Origin of the sequence: Embleya sp. NPDC008237 (assembly GCF_042956465.1) — a bacterium.
GTDB lineage: Bacteria > Actinomycetota > Actinomycetes > Streptomycetales > Streptomycetaceae > Embleya.
Genome location: NZ_JBIBGL010000002.1, coordinates 175809 through 194511, shown reverse-complemented (window position 1 = coordinate 194511; position 18703 = coordinate 175809). Strand labels below are relative to the sequence as shown.

Genomic DNA, 18703 nt, shown 5'->3' with positions numbered 1-18703 from the left:
ATGGACATCCTCGCCGACGCGGTCGGCCTCAGGTCTGGCAGCCTCCGCAGATCCTCGTCCGGTGATACGCGGAGCTCGGTACCACCCAGGAGGAGTTCGACGTCGATCGTGAAGCCGTCGGCCCGATAGGCCTCGGCCACACGATCCACTGCCTCGGCGAACGCCACAGGGTCGGCGACGTCGGTAAACGGGGCGACGTCGTCCGAGATGCGTTGGAGAAAACCGTGGGCCTGGACCGCGTAGCCGCCCGCCAGGACGAAACCGTGGGAGGCCGCAGCAACGAGACTGACGCGGGCGAGCCTGGCGTGCAGGGGATCCATGTCCCAGGTCGGGGAACCTTCCCACATCACCCTCAGGCACAGCGGCAACCACAGCCGAGGCCACACGTGAGACAGCATTTCGCGGTTCACGTGGCGACCGAGTTCCTCGATGTGCATCGCCTCACGAAGCACCGTCTCGTACAGCAGCCACACATCGGCGTCGTCCGCCAGGTCGTAGGACCGCTTGGGAGTCCAGTCCAGGAATGTGGGCAACACGACGACGCCCTCGGCCAGACCGGCCAACTCCGCGAAGACGTCCGGCACCGTGTACGGCCGGACATCCGCATACCGCATGCGAGGGTCCAGCCCCGAGTATGCCAAGAGAGGCACCGAAGGCCCCGTGGCGCGTGGACCAGTTGTGGACCACACGCCATGCACGAAACAGCACGAAATACTACCGAACCAACGTCACGTCGAGTGGCACCATGCCCCTGACCTGCGAAAACGCTCCTCTCGCCCAACTGGGGGTCAAGGGGTCGCAGGTTCAAATCCTGTCGTCCCGACGGTGTTCAAGAGGCGTTGACAGGGGCAAAAGCCCAGGTCAACGCCTCTTGCTGGTTCAGGCCACCACACGAGCGCACGGGTTGATCCCGGGTCGCCATGGACCATCCGTGGACCAATTGCGACCCCGGCGAACCTCCGGCCGAATTTCACGGCGACACGAATGCCCGCTTTGATCGCATAAGAGACTCGGAACCGACACCTTCCGGTCATACTTCATCACTGTTCGCCTTCAAAGAGCTGTCTCGCGGTAAGCCATCCGCCGGTCAAGTGCGCCACGACATCGCACAGGGTCCACGCGACGCCTTCGGCTCCTCCACGAGCATCAGGCATCTCGGATGCGCGCCGGCACCGCGGAGCGCCGATGATCCACGGCTCCGAGGCTTCTACTCCGGTGGGCACGTTCACCATGCGTGGCTCCGAAAACGACCGACATCGCGTGCTGCTCCAGCATCCGGACACGAACCGTCCTCGGGAAGGTCAAGGGCACCTCAGTCGAATGCGTCCCTGCCCAAATGGACGTAGGCGTTCGGCACCCCGGCAGCATCCAGACGGTCTCGTTCCTGCTCCAAGGCAACGGTCTTGCCGCTTCCACGCTCCCCCAGCACAACAACCACCGGCACGTCCCCGGTCTCATCGAGACCCGCCACCCAAACGTGCCGACGCGGGCCCGGTGACGTTTCGCCAGCTGATCGTGTCAGCCATGGCCAGCTTCTCGGGCGATACCACCATTGCGACGACTTTTACATCGGGACGGCCGGACTTCGACCCGTCAGGACCGCTTGCGTCGGTACTCGCTGCGCAGTTCGTCGAGCAGTACCGGTCCGTCGTCCAGGTGTGCGTTCCAGTAGAGCCACCCGTTCGTGCTGACGCCGGCGCTCCGCGAGGCGGCCGGTGACGGGGAGTCGAACTCCTCGCCGTCGAGGGCGATCCGGCCGCGGGCGTCAACCACCGCTTCGACGCCCTGGCCGTCACGTGCGGGCGTGAGCCTCGTCGGTGGTGTGAGCAGTCCCGCGTCGATCAGGTCGCCGAGGCGAATCCACCTCTCCTGTGGAGGGTTCGTCGCCGATACCGTCGGATAGGTGGGGGCGTAGTTCGGTTCGCGCAGTCGCGCGTACGCGTCGCGTACGACCTCGGCGATCAGCGTCCGACGAGCCGGCAGGAAATCGTCGTAGCTCATCGACTCCCACCCTTGTGGCAGGGCGTGCCAGTACATGTGGCGCGCCAAGCGCTCCGACGTCATCGCTGTCGAGGCGAGTTCGCTCGGCCAGTAGTCGGCCGGCGGACGATCGGAGATCTCGATGTTGTCGTGCCATTCGACGAGTGCCATGTTGGCGACCTGGTTGATCCGCTGGGTGTCGTTGACGCCGGTCTTCTTCAGGTGGTTCCTCGGAAAGAGGTGATGGCGCTCGATGCCCTTCTTGGTGAGCACCGCCGGGTCCATGCGGCTGCGCACCCTCGTCGTGGACAGCAACGGCTCGGCGTCCAGCACGTTGAGCGCTGCGACGTAGGCGAGTTGCGCGGGTGACTTCGCGCCGGATGCCTCCAGACTGTTGGGCAGTGTGATGCTCCAGAAGTCCGGGGTGAACGTGGCCTCGACGGTTCGGTCCAGAACCGCCAGATATGCGGCGGCGTCACCGCTGGGTACGGCGTGCAGCCGATTGAGATCCTGTTCCACCCGAGTCTCGAAGGATCCCGAGTAGCGGCTCGTCAGTTGGGCCATGAAGAACCACCGCGCGATGCTCTCTCGCAGTCGATCCAGCGGAACCTGATGGTCGACGCGCCCGATGAGCCACATGAGGTAACTGAAGAGCACGGCGTTGTCCGACGAGATCATCTTGCTACCGCGGTACCCGGCGCGTTCCAGACACTGAAGGAATTCGTGCCAGTTGGTCAGGTCGAGTACGCGCTTTTGGGCTGCTTGGAGCCCGGCGAACCGCACCTTCCTGAGGTCTGCGGACGGCTTGCCCGTCTCGGGGTCGCGCCCTCGCAGGATCGTATACACCTGTTTGAGCACTGCCCGACGCAGCGCGAGCGTCGTGGTGACACGCAGCAGCTGATCCGCCTCGGGCCTGATGTACCAGTTGAACGGCGACGCACCGGTGAGCACCGGTTCACGGGCATCGCGGCAGAACCGCTCCAGCTCGACGCGTCCGGCGGGCCAGTAGACCGACATCAGCGTGAGGATGAAGTCGGCCTGATTGAGCTTGACGCCCTCGCTGTTGATCCGGACGAAGATCTCGGCGACCTGCTCCTCGTCGATGTCGGCGTCGAGTTCGACCACCTTGAAGGTGGACTTGTTCAGGTCGTGAAGCTCTTCGAGCGCGGTTTCCAAACGGTCGCGTTCGTCCTGGTCGAGTTCCCTCTTCTCGGTCAACCCGTCGATGAAGCGGCGGATCGTGGGCTTGCGATTGCCGGGTTGCCACAGCGTGCTGACGTCGGCCAGGTATTCCGGGTCCTTCTCGATCGCGGCATCGGTGACGGCGAAGGTGGCATCGGCCGGCCGGAAGGCGATGCGGATGCGCCCGGTGCTGTAGTCGCCGCGAAGGACGGGTTCGCCCGTCAGCACGGCGTACAGCGCGGTGAGCCGTTGCTGCCCGTCGACGACCAGCGCACGAGGCGCGTGGTCCTTGATGTTGGTTCCGATCTGCCGTGCGCCGGGTTCGGCGCCGGTCAGCCAGAACAGCAGGGAACCGACAGGGAATCCCTTGTACATCGAGTCGAACAGGTCGCGGACCTGGGTCGCCTTCCATACGAATGGGCGTTGGAGTTCCGGTAGCGCGATGTCACCTCGGCGGATCTCGGCAACGAGATGATCCACCCCACCCGTCGTGTCCTTGTAGAGCGTTCGAGCCATCTTCAGGCCTCCCCCGATTGTCGATGACCGGCGCAGTCCACGCTCGTTCGGGCTGTGCAACCGGTGACCGACTGTCACGAATCATGTGAGATTACTCGACTTCGCGGGGACCCGGAAACGGCACGGGCACCCCTGGACTCCACACGGGCATCCCGACGCCATGTACCTACGCTGCCTTGCCGGACCGTCCCGCTGTCGTGGTGATCGACGAGGTGCCGTGGCTCGCGGAGCAGGATTCCGTGTTCGACGGCGCATTGCAGACCGCCTGGGATCGGTTGTTGTCGCGCCGCCCGGTACTGCTTCTCCTGCTCGGCAGCGATCTGCACATGATGGAGCGGCTCACCGCGTACGACCGACCCTTCTACGGGCGCGCCGACAACCTCGTACTCGGCCCGCTCAACCCCGCCGAGACCGCGGACGCGCTGGGACTGGACGCGGCCGACGCCATAGACGCGCATCTGGTGTGCGGCGGCCTGCCCGGCGTCCTTCGCGCATGGCCGCACGCCACCCCGGCGTTGGCGTTCCTGGAAGCCGAGTGCGCCGACCCAGCTTCGCCGGTCTTCGGCATCCCCGAGTCCTCCCTCCTGGCCGAGTTCCCCGCGCCGGATCAAGCTCGGCGCGTCCTCGAGGCGGTCGGTGGGGGCGACCGCACCCACGCGAACATCGCCTCGACTGCCGGGGGCCGCAGCGGGGCTATCCCGTCGGGCTCGTTGTCGCCACTGCTACGCAAATTGGTCGAGGAGAAACGGGTCCTGGCGATGGACCAGCCGCTGTCGACCCGACCGGGCAAACCCGCCCTGTACCGCGTCGACGACAGCAACCTACGGCTGTACCTCGCGATCCTGCGCGGAGCACAGGAACAGGTCCGACGAGGCCGCCCCGCCAGCGCGTTCCGCCTCGTCGAACGCCGCTGGTCGACGTGGCGCGGACGAGCCGTCGAGCCACTGGTGCGCGAGGCACTCGAACTCGCCGCAGGGGAAGGCGCATTGGGCTGGGACGACATCGGGGCAGTTAGCGGTTGGTGGAACCGGACCTTCGACCCCGAAGTGGACCTGGTGGCCGTCGACCGCGCGCCTGTAGCGCGCCACGTGCGCCTGGTCGGATCCGTCAAGTGGCTGGCCAACCCATTCGACCGGCATGACATGGCAGATCTGGCCGGGGCGGCTCCACAGGTCCCCGGATTCGAACTCGGTGTCACCACCTTGGCGGTCGTCTCGCTGTCCGGCCTCGCTCTCGACGTGCCCACCGACCCGATCGGCCTGAACTGGGGGCCCGACGACGTGATCGCCGCCTGGCGCAGCTGAGCACCAAGCCGATCGCGAATCCGCGCCGTAGCCAGGTTCGACAACCGAATACAGGTGCCGACCCAACGTCTGACGTCCACCGCGTGGCACCACCTCGTGCCCGAGGCCGTCATGCTGCGCCAGCTCCGCAAACTCGGCTCTTCCGTGGACCAGTTGTGGACCACACGCCATGCGCGAAGCGGCACGATGCAAAAGAAAACGCACGTCGTATCAAGCATGAAAGGTCCCCTTACCCCGTCAAGGGGTCGCAGGTTCAAATCCTGTCGTCCCGACCAGCGTCTACGCAGGTCGGAGGTCGTCTTCTCAGAGATGGGAGGACTGCCTTTTCCGCTTCTCGGGGCGTGGTGGTCGCAGTGTGGTCGCACGACCGGCGCTCGGCCTTGGGGCTCACGAGCGATCGGCCCGCCACCGCCGCCGTGTAGAGCGGTTTGAACAGATCTCGGAGCCGGGCCGGGTGGTCGCGATGTGGTCGCAACCGATTCGGCGGGTGCCTCGCCACGTCCACTCCCTCGGCACCGGCGAGGGCCTCCTCGATGGCGTCGACGGCGCCGTGGGCGGCCTGACGGGTCGGGTGGGCGTAGATGTTCGCCGTGGTCGACAACGTCGAGTGCCGCAACGTCTTGGACACCACCGTCAACGGCACGCCCGCGGTGATCGTCAGCGTCGCCGCGAGGTGCCGCAGGTCGTGCATCGTGATCCGCAAAACCCCCGCCTGGGCGAACCAGTGGCGGAAGCGGTCCAGCAGGGTCTGCGGCCGCAACGGCCGACCGTCGTCACGCGTGAACACGAGACCGGTGAACGAATCGGCAGGGTCCACACGGCGCGAGCCGCTCGGGTGAGCACGCCCACGAAGGGTGGCTGCCACGCGCACGGTACTCGACCCTCATCCCGGTGAGTCCCGCCCGCCCCCCTTGTTTTGCTCAGCCACGCGCACGGGCATCGGGTGCGATGTCGGCTCAGTCGTCTTGGAGAATCCAGTTAGGTGGGATGAGAGCCGCCTGTCCGCCGCGCCATCGTTCGACGACTCCAGCCCGGAAGCTGTCGTCCCCCAGGTCCGCGTGCTCCATCACGATCACCTGGAACCTCCCGCCGAGACGACTCACCGTGTCGGTAATGGCCTGGTAGACCCGTAGGAGTGAGGCGCGGTCCTCTCCCGCGAGATCCACTTGAGGCCCGTCGTAGTCGGAAGGGAAGTACACCTGAGAAGGCTGGTCGAGGACCAGAACTCGGGGTAGGGGACGTCCTTGCTCGTCAAACCACTCATGCAGGCTGAGCAAGGCGGCGATGTGATAGCCCAGCCAGTTCTCCCCGCTGCCCATGTCGCTCAGCGGCACCGGGCCCCGCGGCGTGTCCGCCACGACGCTGAGCCGGCGGAGGTCCAGTCGCACCGGGTATTCGGAGTGTTCCAAGCCCAACATGCGTGCTTTCGTGGTGATCTTGTGGTTGATCAACGAGAGGCAGCTGGCTAGCCGATCGGCCTGCATGTCCGAGCCGAGTACTTCCTCAAGGTCGGCGATTTCCCGCTTCAGTTCCTCGCGTGTGTCGGTGACGGGCGGAGCGTGTTCGGCACGGGCCGCGTTTTCGAGGAAGAGACTGATCCTGCCTTGGGCGGACGCCGCGCGTAGGGACTGGCTGCGGAAGCGGGCGGCCTCACGCAGGCCGGCGTCAAGCGCTTCGCGATGTTCGCGGTTGCGGACCAGCTCTGCACGCAGTTCCTGAAGTCGCTCTTCCTCGACAGCAATCATGCCTTGGATGAGAGGGGCGTCGTCGCTGACGAAGGCAACATCGGAATCCAGACGTTCCAGGTCCTCACGGATTCTCAGCGTGGTTTCCTGCGCCGAGGAAACCACACTGTCGCACACCGGACAGTGCGGGCTCGTGGCGTCGACTGCGGTCCGCAATAGGCCGAGCGAGGCGAGTCGTTCGCGCTGATCACGGGCCTGAACCAGGTAGTCGTTCTCCTCGGTCAATGTTTGGCGAAGGTCGGTGATGCGCGACCTGATCTGCTGATGCCGAGAGCGGAGTTCCCGCCGCTCGCGGTCCAGGACGGCGCGGTGGTCGGTGGAGTCGGGATACTCGAGTTCACCGAGTGTGCGGGTGAGAGCGGAGGCAAGAATCCGCAGTGCTTCGTCGAAGCCGACGATGTCGTCGACCGGCTCGGACAAGAGGCCCGCGCTCTCCGCCTCGGCTATCAGTCCGCGGGCCTGCCCAGGCGCGGGAGCGGCCTGGATAGCCTGGGCAATTTGGCGCTCTACGTTCTTCAGTTCGGCGCGTAGCTGCTTGAGTCGAGCACGACGCACCGCTTGTTCGGGTTCGACCGCTCCCAAGAAGTATGGCAGTGTGTCGCGGATGGCCTGTGGTCGCCACTCGTGTCCCTGGGAGTGGAAGAGATGGTCAGGATTGGCGATTTCGTTCTGTGCTTGGAGGCAAAAGAACAAGGCATGACGAATTGACGGCGACATGGTGGTGCCGCGCGCCGCTGGGATGCGGACGGTCCGGTCGATGCCGCAGAACTCGCTGAGTAGACGTCGGGCTGCCTCGAGAGGAAAGGTGAAGTCGATGCCGTCGCGGGGCGGCGGCGGGGCCCCCGCGTTTTGGAACTGCAGACACAGTCGCGGAGCTGGGCTGGTGCTGTTCTCGGGAGCCGGACGAGCGATGAACAACTGCTGTTCGCCGCGCACAAGTTGCAGGGCGAAGACGCTGGTGTAATCACGGACTTTGCCGGCGCGGACGGGGTAGTCGGTGCTGCCCATGCAGTAGTCGGTGATGGTCCAGATTGACGTTTTCCCGGTGCGGGAGTCTCCGGTGATGATGTTGAGGCGGCCTGGGTTCAACGCAAGGATGCGCAGCTGCTCGGGACGGTGCCCGTACAGGGCCAATGATTTGATCTGGTAGGTCATAGGCGCACTCCGAGCAGAGTCAGGACCGTAGCCGTACTCCCGCCGGTGGGTAGCCAGCGGCCGAGCATCTGAGCGGTCTTTTGAATCGCGATGACCGTATCGGAGGTTCCGGTGATCGCGGTTGGTATCGCACGGTGGCGCAGGGTCAGGCGTGCCCTCTCGTCGAGGCTGAGCAGCTGAGTCTGGAGCGCGAAAAGGATGCCAGGGCGGACCATGTTGGCCAGCCCCGGCGCGTTGGCCGCCATGACGACACGGATGGCCTGGTTCTCCTCGACCCACTTTGCCACGCTGGCCGCGGTGGTCCCCGGCAAGAGCCCCCGGATCGCCGGCTGCAGAGCCATCACTGCTGACGTAATGGCGACCGGCAGCGGGCAAGGTCCCGTCTTCTGGTGGCCCTGCACCACACGGCAGCTGACGAGGGCCATGAATGCCGGGTTGAACAGGGCCCGTTCCTCGCGACTGAGGTCCACAGATCTGCTCACCGGCTTTCCGCCGGCTCCAGTAGGGCCATGAGCCTGGCTTCGAAGTCCGGGTGCCAGCCGACCCGTTCCTCGTCCGCAAGCATTTGGTAGGAGCCGGTGGTCACGAACGCTTCGTCGCATCCGGGCCGGATTCTGTACCGGGCGTCCTGTTCGACCCAGGCGTAGATCTTCTTTGCCTCCCTGCGCATCTCTGATTCGGCTGCGTCTTCGCCGAGGTCGTCGATCATCACGTTGAAACGTCTCTGCCATTCTTCGACCAGGCGTCTCTCATACTCGCCGAGTTCCCCGGGGCGGAGGAGGTTCTCATTGGACCACCGAGAGCGCTGTTCATACGCGCGGACGTAGTCCCTCACGGCCATCCGGATGCGCGCGTTGCCGATGCCGGCAAGTGTCAGTTGACGTACGAAGGTCTTTTCCGTGTGCTCGGCCGCCTCGCCGTGAAGGTCGACGACGTCGACATCGATGGGGAGGTTGTCGGGGCGGAACTGATTGCGCCGCTGGTCGAAGATGTCATCGAATTCAACGCCTGTGACCGGCCCGGATCCTGTGCCTGCCAGGTGGGCGATGCAGCGCTGGAGAAACCATCCTTCCAACCGCTGTAGGAAGGCCGATGCGTGGATATGCCCGACAACCAGCGCGGCCCGGCCCTGCAGCTGTTCGCCGGCCTTCGTGATGTCGTTGGCCTCGTCGAGCACCTGGATACGTTTGAGCAGGCTCAACCGCTGGTTCGCGTCCAAGGCGTCCCAGGCAGCGAAGTTGGCCTTGGCTGCCGAACTCTTGGCAGCGGAGTTTGCACGCGCCGTGTTGAGCAGCTTGAGCGCTTCGGCTTCGTCTCTCGCTCCGCCCGGCCGATTGGGCACCAGGAAGGAACCGGCGGATCCCGTCGGCACAATCCCAGTCGTCAGCAGAAACAGGTTCGTCCGCTCCAGGTCCACCTGCTGCTCGGAGACCGCCGTGGCCCAGATGCGCAGTGTCTTCCAGAGGTCGCTACTGGCATCGGTCATCCGTGTGCCAGGCGCGCGGTGCTTGAGCTGCCACCAGTTTGTGGCCGTGTCGCTGACCGTTTCGATGTCGTCGCCGGCCTCGACGGCAACTGTCCAGTCCAGACCTGTTTGGAGATGCTCGACGCACACCAGTAGGGCCATGCGCAACTGATACAGATAGCCGAGCGCCGCCGCAGAAGCCTCGAAGGGATCGGACTTGCCGCTCATTGCATCCCCGCCCCCGACCCGGCATACCCTGCGTCACGAGAGCGTATCGGCAGCACAGCGTCCGGTTGTGGAAATCGGAAGACGAATCGATTCCCAACGCGGCATCGCCGGCCGGTGCGCGGGACCCTGGCCCGGACAAACCGTTCGGTAAGCGGTGATCATGATGTCGTGGTCCCGGCACCGTCATACAGGGTGCGGACCACCATCTCCTCGGCCTGGGCGTCGGTGATGCCGCGCGGCGCACCGGGGCGCGGCAGCAGACCCGCCGGGACAAGCACATGGGTGCCCGCCTGCGCTCGATCCGCGGGAGCACCGTCCAGAGCGGCGCTGACACGAGTGGGCGTCGTCAGCGCGTTCGCCGGGCCAACTCAGACACGGGCCAGGGTCGCGTCTCCAACGCAGGTCGGATCCAGGTTCGCCGTATCACCCGGAGCGATTGCGGCAACGACGATGCCGAGCAAGCTGTGCGAGTTGACGATTGCGATGTCGGGTGCGGTGTTGTCCGTTCGTCTGGTGTTAAACGAGGATCGGTCGGAGGGCGAAGGCAACGAGTGTCGTGTCGTCGAGACCTGTTTCGGGTGGCCAACACGAGTGGAGAAGCATCGGCAGGTGGATACTCACGAAATCCGCTCCGCTGTGACCGAGTTCCCGTAAGCGGTGATGGTCGAGTGCGGGCCCGCCGGCAACTCGGACTACGAAGCTGCCCATGGTTATCCCATCCGCAGCCTGGGCCTACCCGAGGCAGCCACACCCGGAGTGTTCAGAGCACCCAGCTTCGACTCCGCGGGCCCAGCCTGCCGACCTCTCGGTGCGTCCCGACGGCACCCGGCAGGATGCTGCCTTCCCGCCGCAACTACGCTGCTCCGTCGCCTCAATCACGATCCTTATCGGCGAGATACTCCCTGACGAGGCGTCCCAGTACGTCGCCCTCATGGGCGCGCTCGTTGAAGACAGCTCGCCGAAAGCCGTCGTACTCCTCACCCTCCAGGAAGGCAGTCATCCACTTCGCCTTCGGGTGGTGGTAGCCACAGCACATCAGGCGAGTACAAACTTTTCGAGAGGTGCCGAGGTTCGGCGTTCGCCAGGGATGATGCGGATAGCCCCGCAACTCTTCCTTGCAGCTCTCAAGGATCTTGGACAACTCCGTCTTGTTCTGATGCCGTTCGGTCCCGTAGTGCAACCGGAACCACTCACGGCGATCCGTGTCTGCTATCTCCCGCTGCACGCGCTCAACGCGCCTCGTGATGCCGGCGTAGACCTCGGGACGCATGGCTCGCGTTGCGAAGCCCGCCTTCGGATACCTGTGGTGCAGGTCCAGGTTCGCCACCCAACTCTTGGCGGTGCGACCCTTCTTCCAGCGATTGCAGTCATCGCAGGCCGGAACGAAGTTCCACCAGATATCGGGTCCTCCATCTGTGATGGGCTTCTCGTGGTCGAGTGTCGTAGCAGGCGACCGCCCACAGTAAGTACAGAGTCCGCGCTGCGCTGTCAGGACCATGAGCCATTCCCAGGTCTTCTGCTTACCTCGCTCACCACGACGGATCTTGTCCACCCGCATCCTTCCCGTGACTCGGTCGCGGGGATCGTAGGAGGAAGCACTGACATGCAGAGCGTGTGCCATCGACTCGACATGGGCGGATGGAGGCTGCTCGGCGGTGGGCGGCTGATCTGTCGGCGCCTGGACAACCACCCGGACGCGTGGTTCGGGTCGTACAAATGCGCGAGTACTACATCTACAACGAGAATCGACTGCTCGCCGCCGGGGCTGCCAAAAGTTGGATGCCTTTGCCGGTCGAGGAACCCAGCAACGATCCGGAGGACTTGGTCGCTCGGGTCGTCGAACTCCGATGCGAAACCGCTGCACCCAGACGAACGCACGGCACCAACGCTCGGACGCTGTGGACCAGTTGTGGACCACACGCCATGCACGAAACGGCACGATATACTGGAAATCGAACGTCGCGTTGAGCAGTAAAGTGCCCCTGACCTGCGGAAATGCCCCGTCTCCTTGACTGGGGGTCAAGGGGTCGCAGGTTCAAATCCTGTCGTCCCGACGGTGTTTGCGCGCTCCGGCGCAGGTCAGGGCCCTGTTTCACCTCGATGAGGCAGGGTCCTTGGTCATTTCCAGGGGCGACCGTCTCACAATTTCTCACATTCCTTGTTGATCTTGTTCAGCCGAGCAGTTCGCTCTGGTTCGGGACGTTGCTCCCAGCCGGGCTGTTCGACCGCCGGATCGCCATGCCTGTCTCGTCGGGCTCGGTGGCGTCCTCGAATTCGGCACGTGGGCCTCGTCGGGCAGCCGGCGCGGATCCCCCGACGTGTCCAGGAGTTCAACCGGTTCGCCGTCGACGTGGGTGGTCGGAACGCGCTCACCATGCTCGTCCCCTCCGACCCCGGAAGCGTTGCCCGCGCGTGCGCGCCTGGGCCGAGACCGCACGGCAGGGACGATCGGAGGCACACCGGCGCATTGTGCGCTCGCGGTCGATACGCAGGTCACCGAAGGCGCCACCCCGCCCCTTTCGCGGTGGCTCCAGCCTCGGCTGTGGTGAAGCCGATGTGACTCCTTGTAGCGTTGCCGAATGTCGGTTCGGTCAAGTGACGAAGCCGAGCGGGTCACAGTGGCTTGGCGGGCCCTTACCGCGTGGCTTGCCGAGCATGCTCCCCTCTCGTATGCCTCGATTCTGCCGCCCGCGACCGACGAGGAGATCGCCGCTGCGGACTCTCGGATGAAGCAGCACCTCGGGTTCGGCCTGCCCGTGGAACTGGACGCGCTTTGGCGACTGTGCGGTGGCACGGAACACCAGTACATCGAGAATGACGAGCAGGGTGAGGTCGGCTCCGGGGCTTTCCTGCCCCACGGAGTGATGTTCTCCCTGGCGCAGGCTGTGGACTTGAGGCTCGCCATGCTCGGGCGGAGCGCGCCGGGCGACATGTGGGGCGGAGCCCGCGTACTCCCCTGGCTCACCCGGGACGAAGCCGGACCCGAGCAGGGTCGCTATGCCGGCGACGTCGGCGTCGGAGACTGGTCGATCGTGGAGCAGCCGGTGACGGAGGCGGTCTGCCCGTCGATCTCCGCCTACCTCGAAGCCGTTCTGCGCACCCTGACGGACGGCCCCGCGAACCTGATGCGCGACGATGTGCCCGGACTCGTATGGGGTTGCCTGATCTGGGACAACCCCGAGCGTCCCGGAATGCTGGACGCCTTCGCGCACTGGACCCCGATTCACTGAGCATCGGGCCCTACGCCTCGTGTTCACGAGGCGCAGGGCGGCCCGACCGTGAGCTGTCGGTCAGGGCTTTGCCATCGTGCAGAGGAGTTCCGTCCGGCTCGGGTCGCACGCCCTGAACCAGGTGTTACCCGGGTCCACGGTGTAGTGGTCCTGATCGAGCATCCGAAGGACGGTGCGACCGGGCAATACGCGGGCTTCGACATCGAGGTCGCCGAGATTGTCGCGGCCTGTCTCGGGTTCGGCCCGGACCGTTTCCGGTTCGAACCGGTGGACGGCCCGGACCGACTGAGCGCGATCATCAAGGGCGAAGTCGACTACTACGTCTGCCTGTACGTCATCGCCGACGAACGCAAGAACAGTGTCGGGATCGCCGGCCCGTATCTCCTCAGCGGGCAGGGACTCCTGATCAAGACCGACGACCGGGCGATCACCGGCTTCGACGCTCACCGGCTTCTGCGCTTCGATGGCCGGCCGCAAGGTGTGCACGGCAGCGGGCAGTTCGGCCTTCACGACACTCTCACAGGACCTCCCGCAAAGCACCGTGTCCATCGTGCCTGCCGGCCTCTCGTGCGCTGCTCACGTGTCGGCGCCGACCGAAGTGCGGTCAGTAGTCCCAGACGGTCGGTACGAAACGGAAGGCGTTGCCGGCGACCGCCACGTGGCAGGCGGACGGGAACGGCAGGTGGGCGGCCAGCAGTTGCCCGCCGTTCGCCGCCAGCTCCGTCAGGAGAGCGAACCGGACGCGGGCCGCTTTCTCGGGGTCGTGGTCGAAGCCGTTGTGCCAGTCGGGCTTGTCGAACCCGGTCTGGAACACGGCGTCGCCGGCGAACGTCAGTCGGTCGCCGCCGGACTCCAGGCGGATGATGCTGTGGCCGGGGGTGTGCCCGCCGGTGCGCTGCATCACCACTCCCGGCGCCACCTCGTACTCCGTCTCGAACGGCCGCAACTGGCTGCGGTACACGTCCAGGAACTGCGCGGCGGTCTTTCGCAGCACACCCGGCACCGGTGTCGGCATGACGGTGCGGGAGAAGTCGGGCTCGTCCCAGAACTCGGCCTCGGCCGCCGCCAGGTGGACGTGCAGGTCCTGGCGCAGCCGGCCCCTCAGCCCCTCGACGAGCAGCCCGCCGATGTGGTCCATGTGCAGGTGGGTGAGCACCACGTCGGTCACGGACGCGGGATCGATCCCGGCGGCGTCCAGTCGCATGGCCAGTTGTCCGGCGCGTGGGAAGCCCGGGAACTCCGTCCCCAGACCGGCGTCGACGAGGATGGTCCGGTCACCGCTGCGCACCACGGCGACGTTCAGCGGCCAGTTGCACACCTCCGGCGGCAGGAACATGTCACCGAGCCAGGCCGCAAGTTCCTCCTCGGCGGCGTTGGTGGCCAGCGTCGTGGTGGTGATCGGCAGCACGCCGTCGCTGATCACCGTCACATCGATGTCGCCGACCTTCAGCGGGTAGCGCGAGGGAACCAGGTCGTCATGCCCCGGTGCATGAGAGTGTGCGAGGTGGACTTGGCTCATGGTGTTCTCCTCTGCAAGCGTGTGAATCGAAGACATCGACGGCGCCGTGGGGCACAACGTCCAGTCGTCCCTTAGGACCGGACGGCACCCGGGTTTGTGACACCCGCAGGCCGTGGTCGGCCTTTTCCCGGCTCACGTGGCTCCGGGTGCCCGGCTTCACCTAGGGGTGGGAGGATGCGGCCCATAGCAGACGATGCGAGGGCCCGGCCGAGCAGGGGCTTCACCGGTTTCGGGGGTCCGATATGAAGTCACGAGCCACCGCGCGCACTTCGGCGTCGGGGTGCCTCGTCGAGCCCCCACCGGAACCCCACCGGAACCAGGCCACGGCCTTCGCGGTCGGATGGATCTGTCGGCGAACTCGCGGTGGTTGGCGGTGACTTGGGCGGAATCCGTGACGGGGTCATATGGCTACTGGCGCACGAACGTCCTCCGGCACCATCCGCGGCCAGGAGGCGCGTGACGGCGTACGCTTGCTCGATCGCGACCGAGTAGCGGACCTCGGGCGAGCGGTCGTGTTCCACCAACGCCACGGCGGGTACGCGCCGACGGCGAACTCGCGGGCCGGCCGGTCACGGGTGTCCGCGTTGCCGGGCACCCAGCCTCCGCCGTGCACGTACAGGATGATCGGCAGGAACCCCTCCGCCGTCCCGACGGGCTGGACAATCCGCACATGTGCAGCGCCGACATCGACCGGCACGGTGGGCCACTTGTCGTCGACGTCGGGTTTGACCACCGGATGGGACCGGATGTCGTCCGGCACGGTGCGGGCCCCGTCCAGCACTTTGCTGGCCCCGTCCGGCACCGTGCGGGCCCGTCCGGCACCGTGCGGCCCCCTCCGGCCCCGGCTCGTAGCGGAAGGGGCCTTGGCCGTGGTGTCGGGCGATCTACCGGGGCGCAGGTTCGAGGATGTGGTCGGTCACGGCGTCTTCCCTTCCTTCGGGGTGTGTGCGGCGTTCGGTTCCTCGCGAAAGCCGATCGTGCGATGGGTGCCGTCGCACAGCGGTTTGGTCGAGGAGTGGCCGCACCGGCACAGGGTCGTCCGGTTGCGGGTTTCCAGGTACTTGCCGTCCGCGCGAAGCACCGGAACTCCCCCCGTGACCCACAGCGGGCCGGCCAGGCCTTCCTCTTCTTCGAGGACCGAGACGGCCTGCGGCAGGTCGACCTCGATGGTTTCGCCATCGCGCTCCAGGGCGTACGTGTAGGAACCGGAGGGGCAGTGGTCGACCCGCCCCATGATGTCGGAGCGCACATCGGGGTCGTCGGTGTCGTCGAGCATCTTGGCGATCGGCCGCTTGGCACCGACGCAGAACGCGGCGTGGACGCACAGTTCGCCGACACGCTGTAGCGAGATGCCGATGCCGTCGTGGACGTGCCGAAGTTCGCGGTAGGGCGTGACGACGGCGTTCTCGGTCCCGTCGAACCCGATGTGGGCGTGGGTTCCGTCGCAGAACGGCTTCGTGTGGGAGTGGCCGCACCGGCACAGGGCGTATGTGGGCTCGGTCTCCAGGTCGGGGCCCGTCTTCCAGGTCAACGCGTCCTGGTTCTCCGGGGAGACGATCTTGGTCTTGCGGCGCAGCGCGGTGCCGCCGTGGACGAGGTACGGGCCGTCGGGAAGCACGACGACTCTCCGTCCCTGGCTCGGCGGTCCGCCGCGCAGCTCGGGCGGGACGTAGTCGAACGTCGGTCCGGCCGTCGTGCCCGCTCCGTCCGGCATCGCCATCAGGATTTCGGCTTGCGTCCGCAGGCGGTACATGGTGCCCGTGGCGACCGGGAACAGCTGCGGGCTGCCGTCGAACGCCTCCTCCAGTTGATGCAGGAGGGCGCAGTACGTGCGGTTGAACTCGTCCTGCGCCGCACGGATCGGGCTGCCCGGCGGGTGGTCGTCAAGGCGCGGGTTGGGCCGCATCCGGCGGATGCCTTCGGGGTCCACGTGCAGCGGTTCGCCGGTCGGCCCGGATTGCGGCGTGTCGCCGCGCCGGTAGCGGCGGCCGATCCGGAGCTCCTGGAAGCGGTAGTAGTGCGCCACCTCTTCCCGCTCGGGGTGGTGAACCTCTTGGTCACCGTCCCATACCTGGCCACGCAGCAGGCCTTCGCCCTGGTCGACGATCTCTTGCAATGCGGCCGATGCCGAGGCCAGGTCGGTGACTTCGACCAGTCGGCCGGCGGTGTACCGGAAATGGCACTCCCGCACCTGACGGGCGCGATCGCCGCGGAAGACCTCCTCTTCGCCGAGCCGGGCGCACAGTTCGCGCAGCCCGTCCTCGATCGCGGCATAGAACTGACCGATCGTCGCGTATCGGTCCGATTGCGCCGGTGCGTCCGGCGGCGCGGGCTGCTCCAGCCGGAGGAACCGGTCGAGCGCCGCGGGCCCGAAGGGAAGCAACGACAGTTCCAGCGACGGGTCGCCGTGCGGCAACCGTCGCGGGTGCCGCGGCAACATCCGCGGCGTGTCCAGCTCCGGCCGGCCGCCCACCGCGTTGAGCAGGTTGGCGACCAATGCCAGGTGCAGCATCTCTTCGACGAAGACCCCGGTCACGGCCCGGACGGCATCGGGGTTTCGTTCCCGTTCCAGCGAGTACAGCGCACACAGGTACTGCGGCAAGGTCGCATGCTCCAACTCGATTGCCCACTGCAGGTGTTCACGTAGATCCGCGAGTGTGGCGATCTGCGGCGCCGCGCAGACGTCGTCGGGTCGCCGCCGCGCCGTGTGGTTCACAGATCCCTCGTTTCGCGGGTCGTCGGGTCGGTTTCCTCCGGTGAGGTCGGCTCGGGTGAACGCCGGTCCGGCGCTGCCTCCCCGTCGTCGAAGAGTGCGCCGATCAGGCCACCGAGTGCCATCCTCGTTCCCAGGTCGAACTCGTCGTCTTCGTCGTTGCCGGTGACGGGGGTCATGTGACCACGATCTTCATGCCGGATCCTCCCTGTTCCCGGGGACTTCGTCGCCACCCGGACGAGAGATAAGACCGGGCAGCCCGTACCGATGTGACAAGTCGGGATGCGTCATCTTGTCCGGGGTCGGACCGCCGGCACCCGCGTCACATCCGTGCGGGCCACCCGCTTCTTTCCTGTCGGCAACCGGCTTCGCGAGCCCGACTCGCAAACCCGAATCACGACCCCGACTCGCGAGCCCGACTCGCGAGCCCGAATCACGAGCCCGACTCGCGAGCCCGACTCGCGAGCCCGAATCACGACCCCGACTCGCGAGCCCGAATCACGACCCTGACATGCAACATTTCGTACGCGGAGCGCAGTTGCTCACGCGCGTCGGGAATCCGGTCCAGGTCGAACCCGGGATCGGTCGCCTCGGCCAACGCACGGTAGACGTCCCGGCGTTCTCCGGGTCGGCCGCTCGGCGCACGCCGAGGGCAGTCTCGGCTTGTCGGCTGGACCGAACAGTCGCAGATGTTGTGACTCACCCTCGCGAACGTCGCCTCGTCCTTTCGTTCACACCGACTCGTCGGGCCTGCGGCGCACGCTCGGCCCGCAGCGGGTGCGTATGTGCACAGCTTCGCCGGCTGCCCGGTCAGTGCGAGTGGCAGCGGCATGCGCCGGCAGCCGGAGACGCCCGCAGCGAGGAACCGCTTGCCGCACACCCCATGTGGTCGGCCCGGCGCCTGGATCCGCCCACCCGACGCATGGACACCGCTGAACCGTGTCCGTGCACACCGACCGAGACACACACCCACGAGGGGATGTCACAGATGCCCGGGTCGCCCGGTCAGTAGCACGTAACCGAAAACCGGCAAGGAGATCTCCCCATGAATGCACGTCTCGACTACTTCGGCAATTCTCTCGGCGGCAAGGTGCTGAAGCATGTCAACTCGGCCAACAAGGTGCTGTTGGACTCGACATTGCCCGGCACGACGCAGGAGTTGGTGAAGATTCGTGCCAGCCAGATCAACGGCTGCGGTTTCTGCACCGACATGCACACCAAGGACGCCGCCCACGCGGGAGAGACCGGGCAGCGGCTGAACCTGGTGGCCGCCTGGCGGGAGGCCACGGTCTTCACCGACGCCGAGCGCGCCGCGCTGGAGCTGGCGGAGCAGGGTACCCGGATCGCGGACGCGGCCGGCGGTGTCACGGACGAGGCCTGGGCGAATGCCGCCAAGCACTTCGACGAGGACCAGCTCGTCGCACTGATCTCGCTCATCGCCGTCATCAACGCCTACAACCGCATCAACATCATCAACCAGCAGCCCGCCGGGGACTACCAGCCCGGCCAGTTCGGCTGATCCGTCCGGCACACGAGTGGCGGTAGCCGAGAGGTGGGGGGGGGGGGGGGGGGGCCCCGGCGCCCCCCGGCGCGGGACGCCGGGCGCCGGCGGGGGGGGGCGGGGGGTGGGGGGGGCGCGCCCGCCCCCGCCCGCCCCCGGCCCCGC

12 protein-coding genes and 1 pseudogene are annotated in these 18703 nt (G+C 66.4%); 4 read left to right on the top strand and 9 right to left on the bottom strand.

Going from position 1 to position 18703, the window contains the following annotated elements:
• Positions 1-1593: 1593 nt before the first annotated feature.
• A complete protein-coding gene (locus tag ACFZBU_RS04130; RefSeq protein WP_391581922.1) occupies positions 1594-3678 on the bottom strand; it encodes a DUF262 domain-containing protein in 2085 nt (694 codons plus the stop codon).
• 176 nt (positions 3679-3854) lie between these two features.
• Between ACFZBU_RS04130 and ACFZBU_RS04125 the strand changes: the two genes are divergently transcribed.
• A complete protein-coding gene (locus tag ACFZBU_RS04125; RefSeq protein WP_391581921.1) occupies positions 3855-4982 on the top strand; it encodes an ATP-binding protein in 1128 nt (375 codons plus the stop codon).
• 253 nt (positions 4983-5235) lie between these two features.
• Here the strand turns inward: ACFZBU_RS04125 and ACFZBU_RS04120 are convergent, their stop codons facing one another.
• The 5 genes from ACFZBU_RS04120 to ACFZBU_RS04100 all read right to left on the bottom strand — a co-directional run bounded on the left by ACFZBU_RS04120 (position 5236) and on the right by ACFZBU_RS04100 (position 11127).
• Entirely contained in the window at positions 5236-5769 is a 534-nt protein-coding gene (locus ACFZBU_RS04120; protein ID WP_391581919.1) for a tyrosine-type recombinase/integrase, read from the bottom strand.
• 169 nt (positions 5770-5938) lie between these two features.
• Positions 5939-7882, bottom strand: coding sequence for a DUF3732 domain-containing protein (locus tag ACFZBU_RS04115; protein WP_391581917.1), 1944 nt, complete (start codon positions 7880-7882; stop codon positions 5939-5941).
• Positions 7879-8364 (bottom strand): three component ABC system middle component, encoded by a 486-nt coding sequence (locus tag ACFZBU_RS04110; RefSeq protein ID WP_391581916.1) that lies wholly within the window; start codon positions 8362-8364, stop codon positions 7879-7881. The genes ACFZBU_RS04115 and ACFZBU_RS04110 overlap by 4 nt, the downstream gene beginning before the upstream one ends.
• A complete protein-coding gene (locus tag ACFZBU_RS04105; protein ID WP_391581915.1) occupies positions 8361-9575 on the bottom strand; it encodes an ABC-three component system protein in 1215 nt (404 codons plus the stop codon). The genes ACFZBU_RS04110 and ACFZBU_RS04105 overlap by 4 nt, the downstream gene beginning before the upstream one ends.
• 871 nt (positions 9576-10446) lie before the next feature.
• On the bottom strand, positions 10447-11127 hold the full coding sequence (locus tag ACFZBU_RS04100) for an HNH endonuclease (protein WP_391581914.1): 681 nt from the start codon (positions 11125-11127) through the stop codon (positions 10447-10449).
• A 1174-nt stretch (positions 11128-12301) separates the two neighbouring features.
• On the opposite strand from ACFZBU_RS04100, the gene ACFZBU_RS04095 reads away from it, so the two are divergent.
• Together ACFZBU_RS04095 and ACFZBU_RS04090 are read left to right on the top strand one after the other, a co-directional pair.
• Positions 12302-12805 carry a hypothetical protein gene (locus tag ACFZBU_RS04095; protein ID WP_391581913.1) on the top strand — a complete coding sequence of 168 codons (504 nt, stop codon included), beginning with the start codon at positions 12302-12304 and terminating at the stop codon, positions 12803-12805.
• Between the two features lie 48 nt (positions 12806-12853).
• Positions 12854-13291, top strand: a pseudogene (locus ACFZBU_RS04090) (transporter substrate-binding domain-containing protein); the annotation flags it as partial.
• Positions 13292-13409: 118 nt separating this feature from the next.
• On the opposite strand, the gene ACFZBU_RS04085 reads toward ACFZBU_RS04090, so the two are convergent.
• From ACFZBU_RS04085 to ACFZBU_RS04075, 3 genes are all read right to left on the bottom strand, one after another.
• On the bottom strand, positions 13410-14324 hold the full coding sequence (locus ACFZBU_RS04085) for an MBL fold metallo-hydrolase (RefSeq protein WP_391581912.1): 915 nt from the start codon (positions 14322-14324) through the stop codon (positions 13410-13412).
• Positions 14325-15240: 916 nt separating this feature from the next.
• Positions 15241-17040, bottom strand: coding sequence for a ferritin-like domain-containing protein (locus tag ACFZBU_RS04080; RefSeq protein ID WP_391581911.1), 1800 nt, complete (start codon positions 17038-17040; stop codon positions 15241-15243).
• Positions 17037-17216, bottom strand: coding sequence for a hypothetical protein (locus ACFZBU_RS04075; RefSeq protein ID WP_391581910.1), 180 nt, complete (start codon positions 17214-17216; stop codon positions 17037-17039). Before ACFZBU_RS04075 ends, ACFZBU_RS04080 begins: the two co-directional genes overlap by 4 nt.
• A gap of 866 nt (positions 17217-18082) precedes the next feature.
• Here ACFZBU_RS04075 and ACFZBU_RS04070 point away from each other — a divergent pair.
• Positions 18083-18556 carry a carboxymuconolactone decarboxylase family protein gene (locus ACFZBU_RS04070; protein WP_391581909.1) on the top strand — a complete coding sequence of 158 codons (474 nt, stop codon included), beginning with the start codon at positions 18083-18085 and terminating at the stop codon, positions 18554-18556.
• The last annotated feature ends 147 nt before the right edge of the window (positions 18557-18703 follow it).

Bases quoted from the DNA above. Each gene is read 5' to 3' on its own strand.
- ACFZBU_RS04075 (WP_391581910.1), bottom strand. From the start codon at position 17,216: ATGACCCCCGTCACCGGCAACGACGAAGACGACGAGTTCGACCTGGGA.
- ACFZBU_RS04130 (WP_391581922.1), bottom strand. From the start codon at position 3,678: ATGGCTCGAACGCTCTACAAGGACACGACGGGTGGGGTGGATCATCTC.
- ACFZBU_RS04095 (WP_391581913.1), top strand. From the start codon at position 12,302: ATGAAGCAGCACCTCGGGTTCGGCCTGCCCGTGGAACTGGACGCGCTT.
- ACFZBU_RS04105 (WP_391581915.1), bottom strand. From the start codon at position 9,575: ATGAGCGGCAAGTCCGATCCCTTCGAGGCTTCTGCGGCGGCGCTCGGC.
- ACFZBU_RS04085 (WP_391581912.1), bottom strand. From the start codon at position 14,324: ATGAGCCAAGTCCACCTCGCACACTCTCATGCACCGGGGCATGACGAC.
- ACFZBU_RS04115 (WP_391581917.1), bottom strand. From the start codon at position 7,882: ATGACCTACCAGATCAAATCATTGGCCCTGTACGGGCACCGTCCCGAG.
- ACFZBU_RS04070 (WP_391581909.1), top strand. From the start codon at position 18,083: ATGAATGCACGTCTCGACTACTTCGGCAATTCTCTCGGCGGCAAGGTG.